The organism is Rhodanobacter sp. Col0626 (assembly GCF_049994385.1).
Classification (GTDB): Bacteria; Pseudomonadota; Gammaproteobacteria; order Xanthomonadales; family Rhodanobacteraceae; genus Rhodanobacter.
This window is the reverse complement of the sequence record NZ_CP188260.1, coordinates 3,732,866-3,753,132: the sequence shown is the minus strand read 5'-3', so window position 1 is coordinate 3,753,132 and position 20,267 is coordinate 3,732,866. Positions and strand designations below refer to the sequence as shown.

The 20,267-nt window shown below is 65.0% G+C and carries 19 protein-coding genes; 8 read left to right on the top strand and 11 right to left on the bottom strand.

The window, feature by feature from the left end:
* Positions 1–1,118 precede the first annotated feature (1,118 nt).
* On the top strand, positions 1,119–4,148 hold the full coding sequence (locus tag ACPPVV_RS16510) for a TonB-dependent receptor (RefSeq protein ID WP_426700958.1): 3,030 nt from the start codon (positions 1,119–1,121) through the stop codon (positions 4,146–4,148).
* Positions 4,149–4,281: 133 nt separating this feature from the next.
* On the top strand, positions 4,282–7,356 hold the full coding sequence (locus tag ACPPVV_RS16505; protein ID WP_426700957.1) for a glycoside hydrolase family 35 protein: 3,075 nt from the start codon (positions 4,282–4,284) through the stop codon (positions 7,354–7,356).
* 243 nt (positions 7,357–7,599) lie between these two features.
* On the opposite strand, the gene ACPPVV_RS16500 is transcribed toward ACPPVV_RS16505, so the two are convergent.
* Positions 7,600–7,854, bottom strand: coding sequence for a hypothetical protein (locus ACPPVV_RS16500; protein ID WP_426700956.1), 255 nt, complete (start codon positions 7,852–7,854; stop codon positions 7,600–7,602).
* A 64-nt stretch (positions 7,855–7,918) separates the two neighbouring features.
* On the opposite strand from ACPPVV_RS16500, the gene ACPPVV_RS16495 reads away from it, so the two are divergent.
* Positions 7,919–8,380: a putative toxin-antitoxin system toxin component, PIN family gene (locus ACPPVV_RS16495; protein WP_426700955.1), complete on the top strand. Its 462-nt coding sequence runs from the start codon at positions 7,919–7,921 to the stop codon at positions 8,378–8,380.
* Here ACPPVV_RS16495 and ACPPVV_RS16490 read toward each other — a convergent pair.
* The 3 genes from ACPPVV_RS16490 to ACPPVV_RS16480 form a co-directional block, all read right to left on the bottom strand.
* Positions 8,363–8,776 carry a hypothetical protein gene (locus ACPPVV_RS16490; RefSeq protein ID WP_426700954.1) on the bottom strand — a complete coding sequence of 138 codons (414 nt, stop codon included), beginning with the start codon at positions 8,774–8,776 and terminating at the stop codon, positions 8,363–8,365. The genes ACPPVV_RS16495 and ACPPVV_RS16490 overlap by 18 nt on opposite strands.
* Before the next feature lie 78 nt (positions 8,777–8,854).
* Positions 8,855–9,625: a LytR/AlgR family response regulator transcription factor gene (locus ACPPVV_RS16485; RefSeq protein ID WP_426700953.1), complete on the bottom strand. Its 771-nt coding sequence runs from the start codon at positions 9,623–9,625 to the stop codon at positions 8,855–8,857.
* A complete protein-coding gene (locus ACPPVV_RS16480; protein WP_426700952.1) occupies positions 9,622–10,866 on the bottom strand; it encodes a sensor histidine kinase in 1,245 nt (414 codons plus the stop codon). The genes ACPPVV_RS16485 and ACPPVV_RS16480 overlap by 4 nt, the downstream gene beginning before the upstream one ends.
* Before the next feature lie 171 nt (positions 10,867–11,037).
* Here ACPPVV_RS16480 and ACPPVV_RS16475 point away from each other — a divergent pair, with 171 nt between their 5' ends.
* Positions 11,038–11,226: a CPXCG motif-containing cysteine-rich protein gene (locus ACPPVV_RS16475; RefSeq protein ID WP_426700951.1), complete on the top strand. Its 189-nt coding sequence runs from the start codon at positions 11,038–11,040 to the stop codon at positions 11,224–11,226.
* A gap of 46 nt (positions 11,227–11,272) precedes the next feature.
* Here the strand turns inward: ACPPVV_RS16475 and pncA are convergent, their stop codons facing one another.
* A complete protein-coding gene (gene pncA / locus ACPPVV_RS16470) occupies positions 11,273–11,926 on the bottom strand; it encodes a bifunctional nicotinamidase/pyrazinamidase (protein ID WP_426700950.1) in 654 nt (217 codons plus the stop codon).
* Between the two features lie 113 nt (positions 11,927–12,039).
* On the opposite strand from pncA, the gene ACPPVV_RS16465 reads away from it, so the two are divergent.
* Positions 12,040–12,426, top strand: coding sequence for a hypothetical protein (locus ACPPVV_RS16465; protein WP_426700949.1), 387 nt, complete (start codon positions 12,040–12,042; stop codon positions 12,424–12,426).
* Positions 12,427–12,476: 50 nt separating this feature from the next.
* Here the strand turns inward: ACPPVV_RS16465 and cls are convergent, their stop codons facing one another.
* From cls to ACPPVV_RS16445, 4 genes are all read right to left on the bottom strand, one after another.
* Positions 12,477–13,865, bottom strand: a complete 1,389-nt coding sequence (gene cls, locus ACPPVV_RS16460) for a cardiolipin synthase (RefSeq protein ID WP_426700948.1) — start codon at positions 13,863–13,865, stop codon at positions 12,477–12,479.
* A 15-nt stretch (positions 13,866–13,880) separates the two neighbouring features.
* Positions 13,881–15,248: an FAD/NAD(P)-binding protein gene (locus ACPPVV_RS16455; protein WP_426700947.1), complete on the bottom strand. Its 1,368-nt coding sequence runs from the start codon at positions 15,246–15,248 to the stop codon at positions 13,881–13,883.
* A 32-nt stretch (positions 15,249–15,280) separates the two neighbouring features.
* Entirely contained in the window at positions 15,281–15,859 is a 579-nt protein-coding gene (locus ACPPVV_RS16450; RefSeq protein ID WP_426700946.1) for a cysteine dioxygenase, read from the bottom strand.
* Between the two features lie 187 nt (positions 15,860–16,046).
* Positions 16,047–16,715: an energy transducer TonB gene (locus tag ACPPVV_RS16445; protein WP_426700945.1), complete on the bottom strand. Its 669-nt coding sequence runs from the start codon at positions 16,713–16,715 to the stop codon at positions 16,047–16,049.
* Between the two features lie 229 nt (positions 16,716–16,944).
* Between ACPPVV_RS16445 and ACPPVV_RS16440 the strand changes: the two genes are divergently transcribed.
* Positions 16,945–17,373, top strand: coding sequence for a hypothetical protein (locus ACPPVV_RS16440; RefSeq protein ID WP_426703262.1), 429 nt, complete (start codon positions 16,945–16,947; stop codon positions 17,371–17,373).
* 125 nt (positions 17,374–17,498) lie between these two features.
* A complete protein-coding gene (trhA, locus tag ACPPVV_RS16435; protein ID WP_426700944.1) occupies positions 17,499–18,167 on the top strand; it encodes a PAQR family membrane homeostasis protein TrhA in 669 nt (222 codons plus the stop codon).
* A 25-nt stretch (positions 18,168–18,192) separates the two neighbouring features.
* On the opposite strand, the gene ACPPVV_RS16430 is transcribed toward trhA, so the two are convergent.
* Entirely contained in the window at positions 18,193–18,675 is a 483-nt protein-coding gene (locus tag ACPPVV_RS16430; protein ID WP_426700943.1) for a DUF456 domain-containing protein, read from the bottom strand.
* A gap of 71 nt (positions 18,676–18,746) precedes the next feature.
* On the opposite strand from ACPPVV_RS16430, the gene ACPPVV_RS16425 reads away from it, so the two are divergent.
* The gene (locus ACPPVV_RS16425; RefSeq protein WP_426700942.1) at positions 18,747–19,442 is read left to right on the top strand and encodes a serine/threonine protein kinase; all 696 of its coding nucleotides are present in this window, start codon (positions 18,747–18,749) and stop codon (positions 19,440–19,442) included.
* A 22-nt stretch (positions 19,443–19,464) separates the two neighbouring features.
* On the opposite strand, the gene ACPPVV_RS16420 is transcribed toward ACPPVV_RS16425, so the two are convergent.
* Positions 19,465–20,241, bottom strand: coding sequence for a ferredoxin--NADP reductase (locus ACPPVV_RS16420; protein WP_426700941.1), 777 nt, complete (start codon positions 20,239–20,241; stop codon positions 19,465–19,467).
* Positions 20,242–20,267: the final 26 nt, after the last annotated feature.

The window sequence follows — 20,267 nt, the reverse complement described above, 5'->3', positions numbered from 1 at the left end:
ACCTCGGCCCATGGGCCGTTGGTGCCGACCGTAGCTGGCTGGCTTCAGCGAGCGAAATCGAAGCGCCTTGATGGCGATACCCTTCGACTTCGCTGTTGACGCGCCGTAGCCTGGCAGTGCTTCGACCGCGACGCGCAAGGTCCAGATAAAACACCGGCAGGAGCGGACTCCCGTAGTTGTACACGCTGGACGTATGGTGGATGGGCAGGGAGTTCGTCGAGGCTGCGGGTTGCAGTGCTTACCGCCATCTGCCTCAGCGCTTCTCCGGGCCACCACACAACTATTCCTGAGATGCGGAGCACCGGGGATGTCTTCGGGCGTTCGCGTAACGACGTCTTCCGCAATACCCCTGACATGGCCACGCACCATGCTGGCACCGCCCATGGCGAGTGGCTCAGGTCACCTGGTCGCCAAACGAAACATCGCGTTGCATCGCCACTGTCAGTTGGAACGAGACGCAAACACTGCGGCGCAACATGCATTTCATCGAGAGGAGTGCTAACTTGAATTTAGATCGATCTAAATTTCTCATGGCAATGCGCAAAGGGTGAATGCGGATTGGAGCGATAACGACAGGATTCCGGTGTGGCATGGCATCGGGCCTGTCCGATTGAGGTGCGTCTTGAGTTGGGCATTCTCTGGATCGTCGGAAGAGCGCTTGAGCCGTGGGTATTTGTCGGTCCCTTTGCGTACCCACTTACCGGCAGCGGTCACCTGTTTCCTGGGGCGAAATGCAACCCGCGACGGGCGTGGATTCGCGTCGACCGTCGCAAGCCCGCCGGTGGTGCGCGATGGCGGATCGCCATCGCGACGAAACTTCGCTGCCCGCGGAGCTGTGCGTCCTCGACGTGCCGGACTGCAATGACTTCCCCCATGATTCCTTCGACTATCGATACGTCGACCGCCGCGCGGCGTCGCATGGTTGTTCACTCGATGCAGGCGCATGCGGAAAAGCGACAAGTCCGGTGGACCCCAGTCCAACGGACCTCAAGAGGAGCCGGGCTGCCACCGGCGCGCCTCCGGCTGCCAGAGCAAACGTGTTGGCGCCGATGATCGGCCAGGCCACGTTCCAGATTGTGTGCCGTTCGTTTCCTTAAATTGCCTTTCCGGACAACACCATGACCCGAGAAAAGAAAGCCCTTCGTCATCCTGCGCTCGCGCTCGCGTTCGCCACGGTATTCGCTGCGGGCGTTCACGCGCAGTCGACGTCCGGCAGCATCGTCGGCCAGGCGCCGGTGGCCGCCGGCGAAACCGTGTTGATCGAGGGCAGCAACGGCGTCACGCGCGAAGTGCCGGTCGACAGTCGCGGCCGTTACAGCGCCGTCTCTTTGCCGCTGGCTTCGTACAACGTGTCGCTGCGGCTGGATGGTAAAACCGTCGATTCGCGCAACGACGTCACGTTGCGCGTGGGTCAGGCGACGGACGTGTCGTTCAAGTCCGCCGCCAAAACCGATGCTGCAGCAGCGGTGAATGCCACGACTCTCGGCGGTGTCTCGGTGTCGGCCAATGCGCTGCCACCGATCGATGTGACCCAGGCCAACACCAGCACGGTCATTACCGCGAAGGAGATGGCGCGCCTGCCGCTCGCCCGCACGGCCGAATCGGTCGCCCTGCTGGCACCGGGCGCCTCGTCGGGCAGCAGCTACTTCAGCGGCCCCACCGGCAACCGCCTGGTCTCATTCGACGGATCGTCAGTCACCGAGAACGCCTACTACATCAACGGCCTCAACACGACCGATCCGCTCAGTGGCTTCGGCGGTATCTCCCTGCCATACGGTGCGGTCGATCAGGAAGAAGTGCTCAGCGGCGGCTACTCGGCACGTTACGGTCGTTCCGATGGCGGCGTGATCAGCCAGGTCGGCAAGAGCGGCACCAACGAGTGGCACTTCGGCGGGCAGCTGCTGTGGCAGCCGGCCTTCGCGGCCTCCGACGCGCATGACATCTATCACGTCAACGGTGACCTGGCCGGTCAGATCTACCAGCGCAACCACGAGAACCGCTCCTGGACCGCCACGGTGGACGCCTATGCCGGCGGCCCGCTGATCAAGGACAGGTTGTTCGTGTTCGCCGCCATCGAGGCCGAGCGCCAAGGCGAGAAAACGCTGAGCAACAACACCTCCACCGAGACCAGGACCGACGCCACCTACAAGAATCCCAAGGGCTACCTGAAGCTCGACTGGAACATCAATGACTCCAACATCCTGGAGCTGACCGGCGTATCCCAGACGCAACGCTACGATGCCTCCAACTACGACTACGACTACGGTACCGACACCGTGGGCGCCTATGCGGGCGAGGCACAGACAACCAAGACCGCCGCCAACATCTACGTCGCCAAATACACCAGCTATCTCACCGACAACCTGACCCTCACCGCCATGGTCGGCAAGTCGCGCATGACCTATTACAGCGAGCCACCCAGCTCGGGCGTGGACGGCCCGATCATTCGCGGGGCCGACCAGCAGAACCCCGCCTACGTCGGCAACACGCCGCGCACCAACGGGCAGACTATCGACGTGATCAACAACCCCGACCACAAGTCGACCAATCGCAATCTGCGGCTGGACCTGAACTACAAGATCGGCAACCACTCGATCACCGCCGGCATCGACAATCAGGATTCGCACGATATCAACGACGGCGCAACGATCGGCGGTGACGGTTACGAGCTGTGGTACGCACAGGGCGACGCCAGCAAGAACATCAGCGATTCCCCGTTTGTCGGCGCACCGGGCGACTACCCCGGCGGTCAGAACGGCTATTACGGCTACATCCGCCACTACTCCAACTCGGCTTCGGTGCGGGTCAAGCAGCGCGCACAGTTCGTCGAGGACAACTGGCAGATGACCGACCGCCTGCTGCTCACACTGGGCCTGCGCAACGACCAGTTCACCAACTACAACCCGCAGAGCGTGCCCTACCTGCGCCTGACCAAGCCGCAGTGGGCGCCACGGCTGGGCTTCAGCTGGAACGTCAACGGCGATTCGTCGTTGAAGATCTACGGCAACGCCGGCCGCTACTTCCTGGCCATGCCGGCCAGTGTGGCGCTGCGTACGGCGGCCGGTTCGCTGGCGACCAATCAGTACTTCACCTACACCGGTATCGACGCCAACGGCTTGCCGACCGGCATCAACTACATCGATTCGGCCACCGGCGGCGCGGTATCGCCCAACGGCGAGTACGGGCAGCCGCCCGATCCCAGGACCGTCAGCGCGAAAAACATCAAGTCCGAATACCAGGATGAGTTCATCCTCGGCTTCGACCAGCAGATCAACCCGTCGCTGGTATGGGGCATGAAGGGCACGGTGCGCAAACTGCGCAATGCGCTGGATGACGTCTGCGACAACGGAGCCATCTCCCGCGCGGCGGCGGCGCAGGGCATCGACATCAGCAACGTCACCATCGGCAGCTGCTATCTGTCCAATCCCGGGCGTGCGAATGTCTACGAGTTGGCCACGGCCAATGGCGGCTATGCCGACGTCACCGTCAGCAACGACGATTTCGGCTTCACTCACCTGGTCCGCAACTACTACGGCCTGGACACCTACCTGTCGCATCCCTTCGACGGCAAGTGGTCCGGCCGCATCGATTACCTGTATTCGCGAAGCTACGGCAACACCGAGGGCCAGGTGCGTTCCGATGTCGGCCAGCCGTCGGTCTCGGCCACACGCGATTGGGATTACGCCACGCTGATGGAGTACGCCAACGGACTGCTGCCGAACGATCGCAAACACCAGCTGAAAGCCTATGGCTCCTATCAGCTCACCGACGAGTGGCTGCTGTCGGCGGACATCCTGATCCAGTCCGGCACGCCGCGGACCTGCCTGGGCCGCTACGGCACCGACCAGAGCGACCCGTCCGGCTACGGCAGCTACTACCACTACTGCGGCGGCCTGCCGACGCGACCGGGCGACAAGGGTCGCAACGCGTGGGAGGAGCTGGTCAGCCTGAGTGCGGAATACCGCCCGGCATGGGCGCACAAGAAGCTTGGATTCAACGCCATGGTTTACAACGCGCTGAACCAGCAGCGCGCGGAGCAGATCAGCCCGGTCTACGGCACCACCGCCGCGGTCGACAGCGGTTACCAGATGCCGCAGTTCTACACCATGCCGCGTTACTTCCGCTTCGGCGTCACCTACGACTTCTGACCACCGCGCGCGCCGCAGCCCGGCAACGGGTTGCGGCGATTTCATGGGCGCGGGCGACGCTATCGCCGATGCACATCGCAGCAAGCGACCTTCATCGATCTTCCCGTGATGAGCCCATCGAGCCCCAAACAAAGTGACCAGATCCTGCGCGGTGATGAAGACGATCGCCGGCCTTTCCGTGGAGAACACCATGTTGAGTGATGGACGGCAGAATGCCCCACCGATGGTTTCCACCCTGTGGAAGCATCGCGCCCGGTGGCTGGCGGCCCTGGCGTTCGCGGGCATCGTTCCGGCAGCCGTCCATGCGACGAATCCGGTACATCATGCCGCGCCATCCGCTGTGCCCGGCCAGCAGCACATCGTCACCTACGATCGTTACTCACTGAAAATCGACGGCAAGCGAATCTACATCTGGTCCGGCTCGTTTCACTACTGGCGACTGCCGAGTCCCAGCTTGTGGAAAGACGTCCTGCAGAAAATGAAGGCCGCCGGCTACAACAGCGTCGAGATCTACTTCGACTGGGACTATCACTCGCCCAGAAACGGTGTTTACGATTTCTCCGGCGTTCGCGATGTCGATCGGTTGCTCGACATGGCCAACGAGGTCGGCATCTTCGTCATCGCACGGCCCGGTCCGTACATCAACGCGGAGACCGATTCGGGTGGCTTTCCAGGCTGGCTGACCACCATCAAGGGCAAGCCCCGCTCACCGGCAACCGATTACACGGCGGCCTATCGGCAATGGCTCAGCCACATCGACGCCATTCTGGCGCGCCATCAGATCACCAACGGTACCGGTAGCGTCATCCTCTACCAGGTCGAGAACGAGTTTCACGACACGTCGCCAGGCGGCAGGCGCTACATGCAGGAGGTCGAACAAAAGGTTCGCGAGGACGGAATTACCGTGCCTCTTACCGGCAATCACAACGCGGTGTTTCAGGGCGGCGTCGGCGCGGTGGATATCCCCGGTTACGACTCCTATCCGCTGGGTTTCAACTGCAGCCATCCGGAGCACTGGGAAGGATTCTATGCCTACCGCGAGGAGCGAAAGGCGCGCACCCGTTCGCCGCTGTCCTTCCCCGAATATCAAGGCGGCGCGTTCGATACGTGGGGTGGCGCCGGTTACGATCGATGCCGCCAGCTGACCGGTGCCGACTTCGAGCGCGTTTTCTACGAAGGCAACATCGCGTCAGGCTCGACCATGCAGAACTTCTACATGACCTATGGGGGCACGAATTGGGGCTGGCTGGCATCGCCCGGCGTGTACACCTCCTATGACTACGGCGCGGCCATCAGCGAGGCCCGCCAGCTTACGTCGAAGTATGACCAGCAAAAGTTGATGGGCTACTTCACGCAAACGGTGCAGTCGCTCGCCAAAACCGATAGCCAGGCCACCAGGCCGCCTGACAATGCCGCGTTGCGTCTGGACGGCCGGATCAATCCCGACGATGGCACGCAGATCTATATCCTGCGCCATGCCGACGTTACGTCCACGGCCAATGACACCACGCATCTCCGGCTCGACCTGTCACCGCGGAAAGTGTCCGCGGCGGCTGATTCCAGCGCAGCAATGCCGTTATCCACGTCGAAGTCGTATACACGGGTTCCCCAGCAAGCGGGGACGGACCTGCGCATCAACGGACGCGACTCGAAGATGCTGTTGGCCAACTATCATTTCGGCGCGCAGGACCTGGTGTACTCAACTTCCGAACTGTTGACCGACGTCACCGCCGGCAGCCGCGATGTGGCGGTGCTCTACGGCAGAACCAACGAAGATGGCGAGACCGTGCTGCGCTACCCCGCGAAGCCGGAGGTTCGCGTGATCTCCGGCCAGGTCGCCACGCGCTGGGATGCGGATCATGGCGAGCTGCGGCTCAACTACAAGCACGCGGGCCTGATCAGGGTAGCCATCCAGAATGGCCAGAAGCAGCTGCTTTTACTGATTGGCGACAACCCGTCGGCGACGACCTTCTGGAAGCTCGATACCCGGCGCGGGCCGATCCTGGTGCGTGGTCCTTATCTGGTCCGCACTGCCAAGGTGACGGCGAACGATGAGACGATCGAACTGACCGGCGATACCGACAAGCCCACCCGGATTGAAATTTTTTCTTCCGGACCGGCCAGGGAGGTCCGCTGGAATGGGGTGCGCGTATCGACGACATCGACTCCGTCCGGAAGCCTGCTTGGACAACTGGAAGGCCCGCAGCCCGTATCGCTGCCGCCGCTGACAAACTGGAAATACAAATCGGGTGCGCCGGAAATGGCTGCCGATTACGACGATGGCCGCTGGCAGGCCGCTGATCGCACGAGCACGACAAGCCCGTTATGGAATGGCCGTCTGCCCATTCTCAATAGCGACGTCTACGGCTTCCATCACGGCAACGTGTGGTACCGGGGTCACTTCATCGCGAGTGGCACCGAAAAGGGCGTGTCTCTGTTCGTCAAGACCGGCATCCACGACGGCAACAATGGCGTGTTCACCGTGTGGCTCAACGGTCATTGCATCGGCACGGGTTCGGGGGGCAAAAAATATCTGAAGTTCGCGCATGCCGACTTGAACACTGGCAAGGACAACGTCCTGTCCATCCTGGTTGAAAACATGGGACACAATCAGGAGGGACACAGCGGTGCCTTCAAAGATCCGCGCGGGTTGAGCGTCGCGACACTGGACGGTTCATCTGCCGCCCTGAGCTGGAAAATTCAGGGCAATCGGGGTGGCGAGACGCCCGTCGACCCGGTGCGTGGTCCGTTGAACAACGGCGGTCTCTTTGGGGAGCGCATGGGCTGGTCGCTGCCGGGCTATCCCGACCGCGATTGGCAAACGACAACCTTGCCGAAGCACATTGCCGAGCCCGGCGTCGGCTGGTACCGCACGACGTTCAAGCTGGACGTTCCTGTCGGCCAGGATGTGCCGATGGCATTGAAGATCAGCGATGATCCGTCGCGCCCTTACAGGGCCCTGATCTTTATCAACGGCTGGCAAATGGGTCGCTACATCGATGATGTGGGCCCGCAGCATGTGTTCGTATTGCCGGCCGGGATATTGAACCCCCATGGCGAAAATACCATCGCGATTGCCTCCTGGAGCACCGGCCAGGATGGTGGCCTGGGCGAGGTGTCGCTGGTGGCAGCGGGAAATTACCGTAGTGCGCTGCACGTGCAGCTGGTGCGATCTCCCGAATACAGCCAGAAGGCATACGGCAAATAGGCTTGCCGGTACCGCACGCCTGAGCGGGTCAGCTAGATAGAAAAATCTTCGCGTCAATATCGGTGCCGGTTCGGATCATTTCACATCGTATCCGGCCAAGCATCAGTGATCCCGGTCCGGTCCAGCTCTTTCCGGATCAAGGGCCGGGCAGCGTCATGCGCTGCATTCTTCGCGGTCGTGAGCGGCGCGCTGATACGCGCAAGCGTTCAGCGAACCGGAAGGGATCGGACGGGCTCAAAAAGACTAATCGTCGAAACCGGTGTAATCGTCGGGGAAGATCGGCGTGCCGTCGTCTTCCAGGCCCAGCATGTCGGCCAGTGCCTTGGCCGCGGCGGTTTCGGCGACGGTCTGGTCACGGAAACTTCGGTTTTCGCAGATCGCGAAATACGTCGGGAAACCGTGGCCGCGCGGCGTGATGGCGAGATAGGCGGTGTAACGCGAACCTTCCAGCGTGGTGCCGGAGCGGGCAAGGTAGTTGTCGAACTCGCGCTCGGCCATGGTTTGGTGCCCCTCGGGAAAGCGTGCAGTGTATAGCGCGCCGGCATTGCTTCATCATGCGGCGATGACTGTTGACGAATCGCCCGTACCGCGCATCGTGCTGGACACCAATGTGTGCCTGGATCTGTTCCTGTTCCGCGATCCGGCCTGCGCCGCGCTGATGATCGCGCTGCAGGCCGGCAAAGTGCAGGCGGTGACGCGTTCGGATTGCCGCGAGGAATGGCAGCGGGTGCTGCACTATCCGCAGTTGCCGATCGACGGTTCCGTGCGGCCGGTCATCGCGGCGGCGTTCGAGGCGCTGGTGCGTGAGTTGCCGCCCGCGCAGGCGGACATCAAGGCGAGCGATCCGCCGCTGCCGCGTTGCGCCGACCCGGATGACCAGAAATTCATGGAGCTGGCGCTGGTGGCCGGCGCGCGCTGGTTGCTCAGCAAGGACAACGAACTGCTGAAGCTAGACTCGCGCACGCGCAACGCCGGGCTGTTCCGCATCCTGCTGCCGCAGTCGTGGTCACTGGCGGTGCGTTGAAGCGGCCGCGCCTCCGGCTGGGGCAAGACCGGCGACGGGGCGCGTCGGCTTGCATTCGGGGGTCACGGGCTGCACGTCGGCGCTGACGCACACCGTGAAGCCCGGCGGCAGTCCGGCGATGTTCTTCGTGGCGCCGGCGGGCAGGGCGAATTGCTGCAGCGGATCGGTCGGGCATCCCGACAGCGCAGCCCAGGGCATCGCGCACGCCGGCGGAAACAGCACGTAGTGACAACTGCCGCTCGCGCTGTCGATGCAGGCGAAGTCGGCCAGTCCGGCGAGGACGTGCGCCTTGCTGTAGAGCACGTCGGCGCCGTTGGCGGAGGCGCGCGTGACGATCGTGCTGCCGGCCAGGCCGTTGCCGCCGAGCAGCGCGTAAAGAAAATAGATCAAAGCCATGAGGTAATGCATGGATCACCTGCCTGTGGTCGATGCGCCCGTCGAGGGTGCGTCAGTGTCGGTGCGAAGGGGCGACGCCTACATGTTGCGGAACAGCGTCATGAACGGCTGGCTGACGGTCAGCGTTTCCGGTCGCTGGCGCAGCCGCAGGGTGCCCTTGCCGGTGTCGTCGCGCACGATCGAGGCGATCGCCTTGATGTTGACGATGGTCGAGCGATGGATCTGCTTGAAGATGGCCGGATCGAGCACGTCGAGCAGTTCGCGGATCGGCTTGCGCAGCAGTGCCTCGCCATCGGCGGTCATCACGACGGTGTACTTGCTGTCGGCGCGGAAATAGGCGACGTCGTCGAGCAGGATGAGCCGGGTTTCGCGACCGGTGCTGGCGGTGATCCAGCTCAACGGCGGTTGCGTGGATGGCGTCGGCAAACGGTTGCCCAGCTGCTTGATCAGCGCGGCCAGCGTGGCGGCATCGGGCTGCCCGGCAGCGGCGCGTGCCTGCAGGCGTTGCACGGTGGCGGCGAGGCGATCGGGCGCGATCGGCTTGAGCAGGTAATCGATCGCGCCGCGCTCGAAGGCGTCGATGGCGTACTGGTCGTAGGCGGTGACGAAAACCACCTGGGTGCCGGGGCTGATCTCTGCGGTGGCGCTGGCGACTTCCAGGCCGGTCAGGCCGGGCATGCGGATATCGAGGAAGGCAACGTCGGGCTGGTGCTCGGCGATCGCTTCCAGCGCGCTGGCGCCGTCCTCGCATTCGGCGATCACTTCCAGCCCGGGCCATGCCTTGCCCAGCAGTTCCAGCAGGGACTTGCGCAGCAGGGTTTCGTCTTCGGCGACGATGGCGCGGGTCATGCCGCATCTCCCTTGGTGAAGCTGGCCGGAACACTGATGGTGGTGGCCACGCCACTGGGGAAGTTGGCGGCGATGGTGAGCGTTGCGGCATCGCCGTAGACCAGGCGCAGGCGCTCGCGCACGTTCTTAAGGCCAATGCCGGTACCGTTGGTCTCGCCGCCGAAGCCGAGGCCGTCGTCGGCCACGGTCACCGCGATCCTCGCATCGTTGCGGCGGCCGAAGATCCAGATGCAACCCTCGCCCGGCCGCGGTTCCAGGCCGTGCTTGATGGCGTTCTCCACCAGGGTCTGCAGCATCATCGGCGGCAGCGGCGTCGGCAGCAGGTCGTCGGGCACGTCGATCTGCAGGGACAGCCGCGGGCCCATGCGGATCTTCAGGATTTCCAGGTAGGCGCGCGAGCGCTCCAGTTCCTCGCCAAGGGTGGACAGCGCGCGGTCGGTGCGCGGCAGCGAGTGGCGCAGGTACTGGATCAGGTGGCCGAGCATCGCATCCGCGCTGGCCGCGTCGGTGCGCGTGAGGTATTGCGCGCTGGCCAGCGTGTTGTAGAGAAAGTGCGGCTCGACCTGCGCCTGCAGCAGGCTGAGTTTGGCGGTGGCGAGTTCCTTCTCGGTGACCGTCTGGGTGGCGGCACTCTGTTCGCTGCGCCGGCGTTGCGACACGCGCAGGCTGATGGCGCGGACGATCGCTTCGGCATTCTCCAGGTTGACGCCGTCGTCGACCTGCAGCCAGTCGCTCCACGGTGCCAGTACCGGCTCGCAAACCACGGTGAAGCTGCTGACGCCGTCGCCGCGGGTCACTGTGGCGAGGATGCGGTTGTGCTGGCTGACGATCCAGCCGAACGGGTTGTAGCGGCCGAGCAGCTTGAGGTCGTACGGATCGTTGTAGCGGGCGCTGGCGCGGATCTGCAGATGGCCGCGCATGCTGTCGATTTGATCGATGCCCGGCAGTTCGCGGATGGTGGCGTCGAGCAGGTCGAAGGCCTCGTCCGCCTCGAACGGCACCTCGATCTGCCGGGTCTGGCGATTGGCCAGCGTGCCTGGCTTCGGCTTGCCGGCGATCAGGCGCACTCGGGCGAGGTGCGAAAAGGCGCGGATGACGACGAAGACCAGCGTCACGAAACCCACCAGGGTGACCAGGCGTGCCAGCGGCGACCATAGCGAATCGGCCACGATGAACAGCACGAGGAACAGCAGGTACCAGGCGAGTACGAGGCGAAACATGAAGAAGATGCGCTTGGTCACGGGTGTATTCCAGCCGTTGCGGAAGTGCTGCCGAGAATAGTCGGCAAGCACTGCGGAAGTCCCCGGCCGGTCGACGAAACCCGCCTTGGGCCGACGAAGGCAGTGGCTGACGGCGTAGACTGGCCGGCGAACATCTGCCCTTGCGCGACGCGCCACCTGCCGGAGACGCCCATGCTGTTGCCCCATGTCATCGACTGCCCGTATTGCGGCGAAGCGGTGGAGATCCTGATCGATGCATCAATCCCGAGCCAGAACTACATCGAGGACTGCCAGGTGTGCTGCCGCCCGATCACGCTGAACGTGGCGATCGACGGGGACGGTGAAGCGCAGGTGCGCGCCAGCGGCGAGAACGAAGCCTAGGAGCCCCGGACGGCTGCTGCCGTCATGCGCGCAGGGCGAAACGATCTCAAGCAGCGATCAGGCTGGTCGATTCGACAATGGCGATGCCCCGTGCCTTTAGCGTGGCGCGGGTGGCGTCGTCACTGTCCGGCGTTACCGGGCGACTGAGATCCCACAACAGGTGCGTACGAAATCCCAGTTCCAGCGCATCCTGCGCCGTCCACAAGACGCACACCTCGCGGGCCAGTCCGCACACGAAGACTTCATCCACGCCACGCTCGCGCAACCAGCCGGCCAGGCCGGTGCTGGGGCGTTCGCCTTCCGGACCGTGGTTTTCGCGAAAGCCGCTGTACGAATCCACGGCGGGGTCGCGGCCCTTGCGGATCACCGCATCGAGCGCCGACCAGTCGACCTGCGGATGCAGCGCGGCGCCGGGCGTGCCCTGCACGCAGTGATCCGGCCACAGCGTTTGCGGCTGCTCGTACAGCGTGATCCGATCGAATGGCACATGGCCCGGGTGCGAGCTGGCGAACGAGATGTGTCCGCGCGGATGCCAGTCCTGGGTCGCCACGACATGGTGGAACCGGCGTTGGCGCAACAGCTGGTCGATGCCCGGCACGATCGCATCGCCGTCGTGGCAGGCCAGCGCGCCGCCGGGCATGAAATCCGGCTGCACGTCGACGACGACGAGGGCGGCGTGGGGTGAAAGAAGCTGGCGCATGTCGGGCAGTGATCCGGTCGTGGCAGTCCGCTCAAGTCTAGCGTGCGGCCTGGCGGGTGCACCGATGACCCATAATGGCCGTTTGTGGTGGTAACGACATTCAGGGGCACGCGATGCATTACGACCAATCATGGATGGGCTTTGGCATCGTCGGCGGGATGCAGGCCGGCTTGATTTCGGCGGTGGTGGGATTGCTGCTGTTTGGCGTGTTCCACTGGTTGGGACGGCGCAACGGCTGGAGTTACGGCCCGCAGATCGGCTGGTCGTTTTTGCTGGCGACGGTACTGACCGCCAGCGGCGACCTGTGGGACCTGTTCTATTTCAACTACGCACAACTGCAGTCGCTGCAGCTGCTCAAGGCGAAGCTGGCCGAAGTGCACGATCCGGACAGCATCGGCGTGCGCGCGTTGTGCGAGTTGCTCGGCGTGGCGGTGGGCATTTACGTCGGCTGGGTGCTGTGCAGCGTCGACTGGCGCGGGCGCTTCGGCGGCAGGCGCTGACCGGCCGGTTCACGCCATGGCGTTGCGGACAGGCCGCGACGGAGCCTGGGCTACAGCAGCGGATCGAATAGTCGCGCCACATGCATCGCCACCCGGCGAAGATACGGCGCGTCGTGGTATTCGCGCTCGTCGACGGCGCGGGCGTGGCTGAAATCCGTCGTCAGCATCGTGGCCACGTCGGCAGCGAAGGCCTGGTCGACGACCATGGCGGCGACCTCGAAGTTGAGCCGGAACGAACGACTGTCCAGGTTCATGCTGCCGATGGCGGCGGTGTCGCGATCGATCAGCAACGCCTTTTGATGCAGAAAACCCGGCTGGTAGCGGAACACCCGGATGCCGGCGCGAACGGCCTGATGCGCATGCAGCGTGGAAGCGAGGAACACGGTGTGGTGATCGGGCCGCGAGGGAATCAGCACGCGCACATCGACGCCGCGCAGCACGGCCAGCTGCAGTGCCGCGCGCACGGAATGATCGGGCACGAAATACGGCGTGCTCAACCAGACACGCTCGCGCGCCGCGTTGATCGCGGTGGTGAAGAACAGCGAACCGGTTTCCTGTGGATCGGCCGGGCCGCTGGCGACGATCAGCGCGCTGGCGTCGCCTTCGCCCGGCGGTGACGGCAGCAGCGGCGGACGGGTGCCGGTAATCCATTGCCAGTCCTGCGCAAACAGCTGCTGCAGATCGGCCACGGCCGGACCGCGCAGTTCCATGTGCGTATCGCGCCAGGGCGCCAGCGGCGGTTTCAGGCCCAGGTATTCGTCGCCCACGTTGAGGCCGCCGACGAATCCGCGCTGGCCATCCACCACCACGATCTTGCGATGGTTGCGAAAGTTCAGCTGCAGGCGGTTGCGCCAGCGATGGGTGGCGAAGCGATGGATCGCCACGCCACCGGCACGCAACGTCTCGACGTACTGCTGCGGCAGCGCGTGGCTGCCGATGCCGTCGAACAGCACGCAGACCTGCACGCCCGCAGCGGCGCGTTGCAGCAGCACCTGCTGCAGGCGCCGGCCGATCGCGTCGTCATGGATGATGAAGAACTGCACCAGCAGGCACTGCTCGGCCGTGGCCATCGCCGCCAGCATGGCCTCGAAGGCGATGGCGCCGTCGATCAGCAGGCGCAGTTGGTGGCCACGGCGGAACGGGCGACCGTGCAGGGTGCTGATCGCGGCGTAACGGTGGCAACCTGGATCGACCGTCGGCACGGGTGTCTGCGGCGGCGTCGACGGCGATGCTGCCTGATGCGCCACGCGATAACCGAGGAAACGACTGGAGCCCAGGTACAGATATGGCAGCAAGGTCACGTAGGGCAGCAACAACAAGCCAAGTACCCATCCGATCGCCCCCTGCGGTGTGCGTGTGTGCTGCACCGCATGCATCGCCGCGAGGATGCCGAGCAAATGCAGCAGGGCGATGCACAGGGTGAGCACGCTGATGGCCATCGCGTGCGCCGCCGGCTAGCTGCGCAACAACTGATCGGCCAGGCTGCGGGCTTGCTGGCGGATCTCCGGCATCGCCGTGGATTCCCACAAGGTGCCGCGCAACAGGCTGCCGATGGCGAACAGATGCGGCCAATACGCATCGCCATGTTGCAGGCGGCCATCGTTGCCGGCCAGCACGCCGAGCCCGAGCGGGTCGGACACGATGTGCGCGTTGGTCAGCAGCTGGCTGATCAGCCGATGGTCGGTCCGGCGCACATCGGTGTGCAGGCCGACGGTCTGGATCACCAGGTCGGCACCCAGCTGTTCACTTGCGTCGGCATGCATCAGGTCCAGCCGCAGTGCATCGCCGGCCACCTGCACCGAATGCACGCGTCCACGCCGCCGTTGCAGTCGACCGTTCTGCTCGAGCGCCGTGATGGCTTCGCGTACCTGCGGCGGCATGCGATGGCGTGCGCGTTCCCAGGCCCAACGCGCATGTCGCATGAAACGTGCGCGCTGCTCCGGTTGTAGTTCGCCCCAGAGTCCGGACGAATGGGGTCGCAGGCTGTCGATGACGGTGCGCCATTCGGTGCCCTCCTGGGCGATCGCTTCGCGCAGCAGGCGCAGCCAGCGGCGAATTTCCGGTGCATCGCGCATCGCGTCGATCAGCTCGGCGCTGTCGTCGGCGGGCACCGCGGCAGCATGCAGATGCGCCTCGGGCAGCAGGCCGTGGCGGGAGACCGCGATGAACTCGGTTTGTGGCCATTGCGCGGACAGTTCCAGCAACACGTCCACGGCGGTGAGGCCAAGCCCGATCAGGACCACCCTGCGCGGTGGCGGCTGGTTCGCGCCGACCCGCGCCAGCAGTTGCCACGGATCGACCACATAGCGGCCGCTGTCGAGCACGTCGGCGCCGATCATGGCCAATGGCTGCGGTGGCAACGCACCCAGCGCCAGCACGACAGCATCGGCGCGGTGGCTTTCCTCGCCATATATCACGGTGACGCCGTCGCGCTCGGGCACCAGCGCCTCGACCGCGAAAGGAATGATTTGCACGTCGTGTCCATTCGACCTGCCCTGTTGCAGCGCCCGCGCCACCTCCGCCTCCAGGTAGTCGCCATAGCGGCGGCGCGGCAGGAAATCGGTGCCGGCGATCGACGGGTCGTCGCGCTGCACGAAGTCCAGGAAACCGCGCGGCCTGCCGGCGAACATGCTCATCGAGGCGGCGCGCACATTCAGCAGGTGACGTTCCGACGCCGTGCCATAGGCCACGCCGCGCGCCGACGCGCTACCGCCGGTATACCAGTCCAGGTGCAGCGGTTGCGGCGATCGACGCTCCAGCAATTCGCTGAGCAGCGTGGCGGCCGCAGCACCGCCGCCGATGATGGCGACCCGTCGAAACATGGAATTCCTCGGTAACTGTGGTGGCGTGCCGATCAGTGGCGCAGGCGGCCGGCAAGGGCGCTGCGCTGGGGCCGGGCGATCCATGATCCGGCTGGCCCGGTCTGTTCGTAGGCGAAATACTGCGCCAGGTCCCCGCCGTAAACATGCAGGGTGAGTGCCGTATCGTGCCGCGACAGATTGCGGCAGCGATGCGCGTGGTGCGGCTCGCCCTCGAACCAGGTGCCATCGCCCGGGCCGAGCCAGTCGCGGCCCTGCAGACGCAGGTCGCCGGACTGCGGGTCGCGCGCGTACGACTGCACTTCCAGCGCGCCGTGCAGGGTCATCTCCAGTCCCCACAGACCGGCATGGTCGTGTACCGGGGTGAGATGGTTCGGCGGCCAGGCCATCACCAGCACGCTGATCGCCGGTTTGCGGCGCTCGGCCAACACCCAGCGTTCGAAGCCGCGCTGGCGCATGCGCAGCGAGCCCAGCCGGTCGGTCAGCGCCGAAGCACTTTGGTGCACGACGCGGCCCAGCTCGCGCGCCATCAAGGCCAGATCCGGTTGCTCGGCGGCGCCGTGCTCCAGCGCAATCGCGCGCAGGGTTTTCAGAGTATTCGAGTACTTGCCCATGCATGAAACCTGGCAGGGTGAATGGATGCCAGTGGAGCATGCGTATCGTTAAAGACGCGTAAGCCGGCAGCGAGATCCGGGGCTGTCGGCGATGTCCCCTCGAACGTTCCAGCGGTTCGCGCATGACGTATCGAAAAAGGTGCTGTAACCCGGTCGGCAATGCAGCCGACCGGGTTGTCGGGCCAGGTTATTCGCGCATGTCGAAAGTCACCGGCACGCGCGCCCATGCGCGCACGGCATGGCCGTTGACCATCGCCGGCTGGAACTGCCAGCTGGCCAGCACCTGCTCACCCGCGCTGCGATCGAGCAGGGCGTAGCCGCTGCCGCGTTCCACCGTGACCTGTACCGGCTTGCCGGTCTCATCCACCAGTACCCGCAACAGCACCGTGCCGTGCATGCGTTGTAGCAAGGCGCGCGCCGGAAAATGCAGCGGGGCCGACCGATAGGCGAGACTGGCTTCGACCGGCGTCGCCGTCGCCGCGACGTCGGGCGCGGCACTGGTGGCCAGCGGGGTCGGCACGGTCGCCGGCGGCACGGCGACATTGCCGACCGTGCTGGGCACCACCACGGGTGGATTGACCGGCAAGGGTTGCCGGTGGGCCACCGGGGTTGCCGGGGGATGCTTCAGCGGCGTCATCTCGATCGGCGGTGGTGGTGGCAGCAACACCGGTGGGTCGATCCAATGGATCGGTTGCACCGGGCTCAGTCGGTGGATTGCCGAGAGTTGCACCGGGATGATCGGTCGCGAAGCGATCACGAGGACGGCGAGGTTCAGTGCAATCGCGGCGCTGATGGCGGCGATGCGTGCACTGTCGGGGTGTGCGCGATGAGCAACGGCCAGGCTTGCGGACGACATGGGCGACCTCCTGACAACAGTGGGGTTGTTGCGGCAGTCGCGCTGCAGGAGCAGGGGGATCGCGCTGCCGCGACTGCAGCGTATGCCCGGCAACCGGTATGGCGCAAGTAGACGGCTGGATGGCCATACGGGCTTTGTCCCGCATGCCTGCACATGCGTCGCGGCGCGGGTCCTGCAACAATGGGCCGGCGGCAGTGCGCCGGGTTCGAATGAGGAATAATCGATGAATATGATCAAGTGGGCAGGCATAGCGGCATTCGCCTGCGGTGGATTGTTCCTTGGCACGCCGGCCCGGGCTGGCGACATCTCGTGCAAGATGAGTTTTCAGCTGTCCGGCTGGTCGGTGTTCTACAAGACCGCCACCGGCAGCGGCACGGTCCGCTGCAGCAACGGCCAGAGCCTGCATGTGAAGCTGCGCGCCAAGGGCGGTGGCCTGACGTTCGGAAAAACCCGGATCACCAACGGCATCGGCAAGTTCAGCGGCGTCAGCCGCGTGCACGAGGTGTTGGGCCACTACGCCAATGCCGAAGCACACGCCGGCGCCGAAAAGTCGGCCGACGCGCAGGTGCTGACCAAGGGCAATGTATCGCTTGCACTCAGCGGCAAGGGCAGCGGCTGGAACCTCGGCGTGGCGTTCGGCGCGTTCATCATCGAATAATCCCGCACGGCTCGACGATGCTCGGCTGGCGGCGTGTCGCGATGGCCGCGATGGGCAAGAACCCGCGCGATCGCTAAGGTACGCATCGGGTGCCATGCGGCGCCGTCCACGCTCAGGAGTCGACCATGTCCGCCACGTCCGGCGCGGTAGTGCCGCAATACAGTTTCGGCGACGAACTTGCCAGCAGCGTGATCCACGGTGTCGGCATCGTGCTCAGCATCGCCGGCCTGGCCGTGCTGGTGGCGTTTGCCACCTTGCACGGAAACGCCCTGACCGTGGTGGCCTGCGCCGTGTTCGGCTCGTCGCTGGTGTTGCTGTACACCGCCTCCACGCTATACCACTCGGTGTCCGTCGCTGCGGCCAAGCCGGCATTGCGGGCGCTCGATCACATCGCGATCTACGTGCTGATCGCCGGCACGTATACCCCGTTTACCCTGATTGCCCTGCATGGCGCGTGGGGCTGGGGACTGTTTGCGGCGGTGTGGGTGCTGGCGCTGATCGGCAGCGCGCTGGAACTGGGTCTGCTTCGGCGTTACCACAAGCTGGCGGTACTGCTTTACGTGGGCATGGGCTGGATCGGCATGGTCGCGTTCAAGCCACTCAGCGAACACCTGCAGTTCGGCGGCATCACGCTGCTGCTCGCCGGCGGGCTGGCCTATACGCTGGGCGTGCCGTTCTATCTGTGGCGTCGGCTGCCCTACCACCACGCGCTATGGCATGTGTTCGTGCTGGCTGGCAGCGTGCTGCATTTCCTGGCCGTGTTGCTGTACGTGATTCCCGATGCCCCGGCATGAGCACGCCGCGGATGCCGCGATGGATTTATCCGAGCAGCATCGCCAGGCCGAACAGGCCCACCATCACGAACGACAGCACCAGCTTGATCAGTGTGCCGAACAACAGGCCGAGCCAGGTGCCGACGCCGACATGGGTCGAGCGCAGCACGCTGGTCCCTGAGGCCAGTTCGCCGGCCAGGGCGCCCAGGAACGGCCCGAACAGCAGCCCTGGAATACCGAAGAACATTCCGACCAGGGTGCCCAGACCGGCACCCCACAAGGCAAGCTTGCTGGCTCCGACGCGTTTGGCGCCCAACGTGCTGGCGACGAAATCGACGATGACCCCGATGCTGCCCAGCGCGCCGATGATCAACAGCCACCACAGGCCCAGGTGCCTGTACTCGTCTACCGCCGCGATCAGCCAGATCCCGCCGAACAGCATCGGGATCCCCGGCAATGCCGGCAATATGGCGCCGGCCAGACCGCCGACGATCAGCACGGCGCCAAGTAGGTACAACGCGATATCCATCACCAAAGTTCCATTGGGGCGGTGATGCGGGCACACATGCCGATCGCAAAACCGTAGCAGGTTGAGACACTATGGCACGCCATCGCGCGTCGCTCGCGCCTGCCGGAGAAGTCGTGGACACCGCCAACCCCATCCTGCTCAAGGCCGACGAACTGGGTCGCATCGAGATCGTCGAGCGCGATGGTGTGCGGATGATCCGCCGCGACATTTGCGCCGCGCGCTGGTGGGCACGCCTGTTCGCCCGTCGTGCGGCGGCGCGCGAGGCGCGGGCGTTGGCGCGGCTGGCCGGCGTGGACGGTGTGCCGGCGCTGCTGGGTTGGGATGGCCGCGAACTGTTGCGCGGCTACATCGCCGGCGCGCCGATGCAACAGGCGCGGCCGGGCGAACGTGGCTATTACCGCGACGCGCTGCGGCTGCTGGCGCGGTTGCACCGGCGCGGCATCGTGCACAACGATCTGGCCAAGGAGCCGAACTGGCTGGTGCGCGCGGACGGCCAGCCTGCGCTGGTGGATTTCCAGATCGCCTGGACCCGCGGCCGACGCGGCCGGTTGTTCCGCCTGCTGGCGCGCGAGGACCTGCGTCACTTGCTCAAGCACAAACGCACGTATTGCCCGGACGCGCTGAGTGCACGCCAGCGCGCGATCCTCGATACGCCGGCGCTGCATTCGCGGCTGTGGCGCGTCACCGGCAAACGGCTGTACAAGCTGATTGCGCGGCGGGTGTTTGGTTACTGGGACAACGAAGGCAAGGGCCGCGTGCGCGATTGAGACACGCGTTGCCGCGGCGTATCTATTTTTCGACGAACGCCCGCTCGATCACGTAATCGCCCGGCTCGCGCGTGCGCGGCGCGGCCTGGAAACCGCGGCCATCGAGCAGGGCGCTCAGGTCGTCCAGCATCGCCGGGCTGCCGCACAACATCACGCGATCGGTGACCGGGTTCAGCGGCGGCAGGCCGGTGGCCTCGCTCATCACGCCGTCGACGATGGCATCGGTGATGCGCCCGCGATGGCGGTGCGGCTCGCGCGTCACGGTGGGGTAGTAGATCAGCTTCTCGCGCACCAGCTCGCCCAGGTAGTCGTGCTGCGGCAGCTGATGTTCCAGATAGTCGGCGTAGGCCAGGTCGTTGGTGCGGCGCACGCCGTGGGCCAGCACGATCTTGTCGAAGCGCTCGTAGGTGTCCGGGTCGCGGATGATGCTCATGAACGGCGCCAGCCCGGTGCCGGTGCCAAGCAGGTACAGGTGCTTGCCGGGCTTGAGGTCGGCCAGTACCAGGGTGCCGGTGGGCTTGCGCGTCACGATCAGCGGATCACCGGGCTGGAGGTGCTGCAGCCGCGAAGTCAGTGGACCATCGGGCACCTTGATCGAAAAGAACTCCAGGTGTTCCTCCCAACTGGCGCTGGCGATCGAATACGCGCGCATCAGCGGGCGGCCTTCCGTCTCCAGCCCGATCATCACGAACTGCCCGCTGTCGAAGCGGAAGCCGGGATCGCGCGTGGTACGGAAGGAAAACAGGTTGTCGTTCCAGTGCTGCACGTCGATCACGTGCTCGGTTGCCATAGCCACCATGGGGTTGTCGTCTCAGTAGGTCGTGT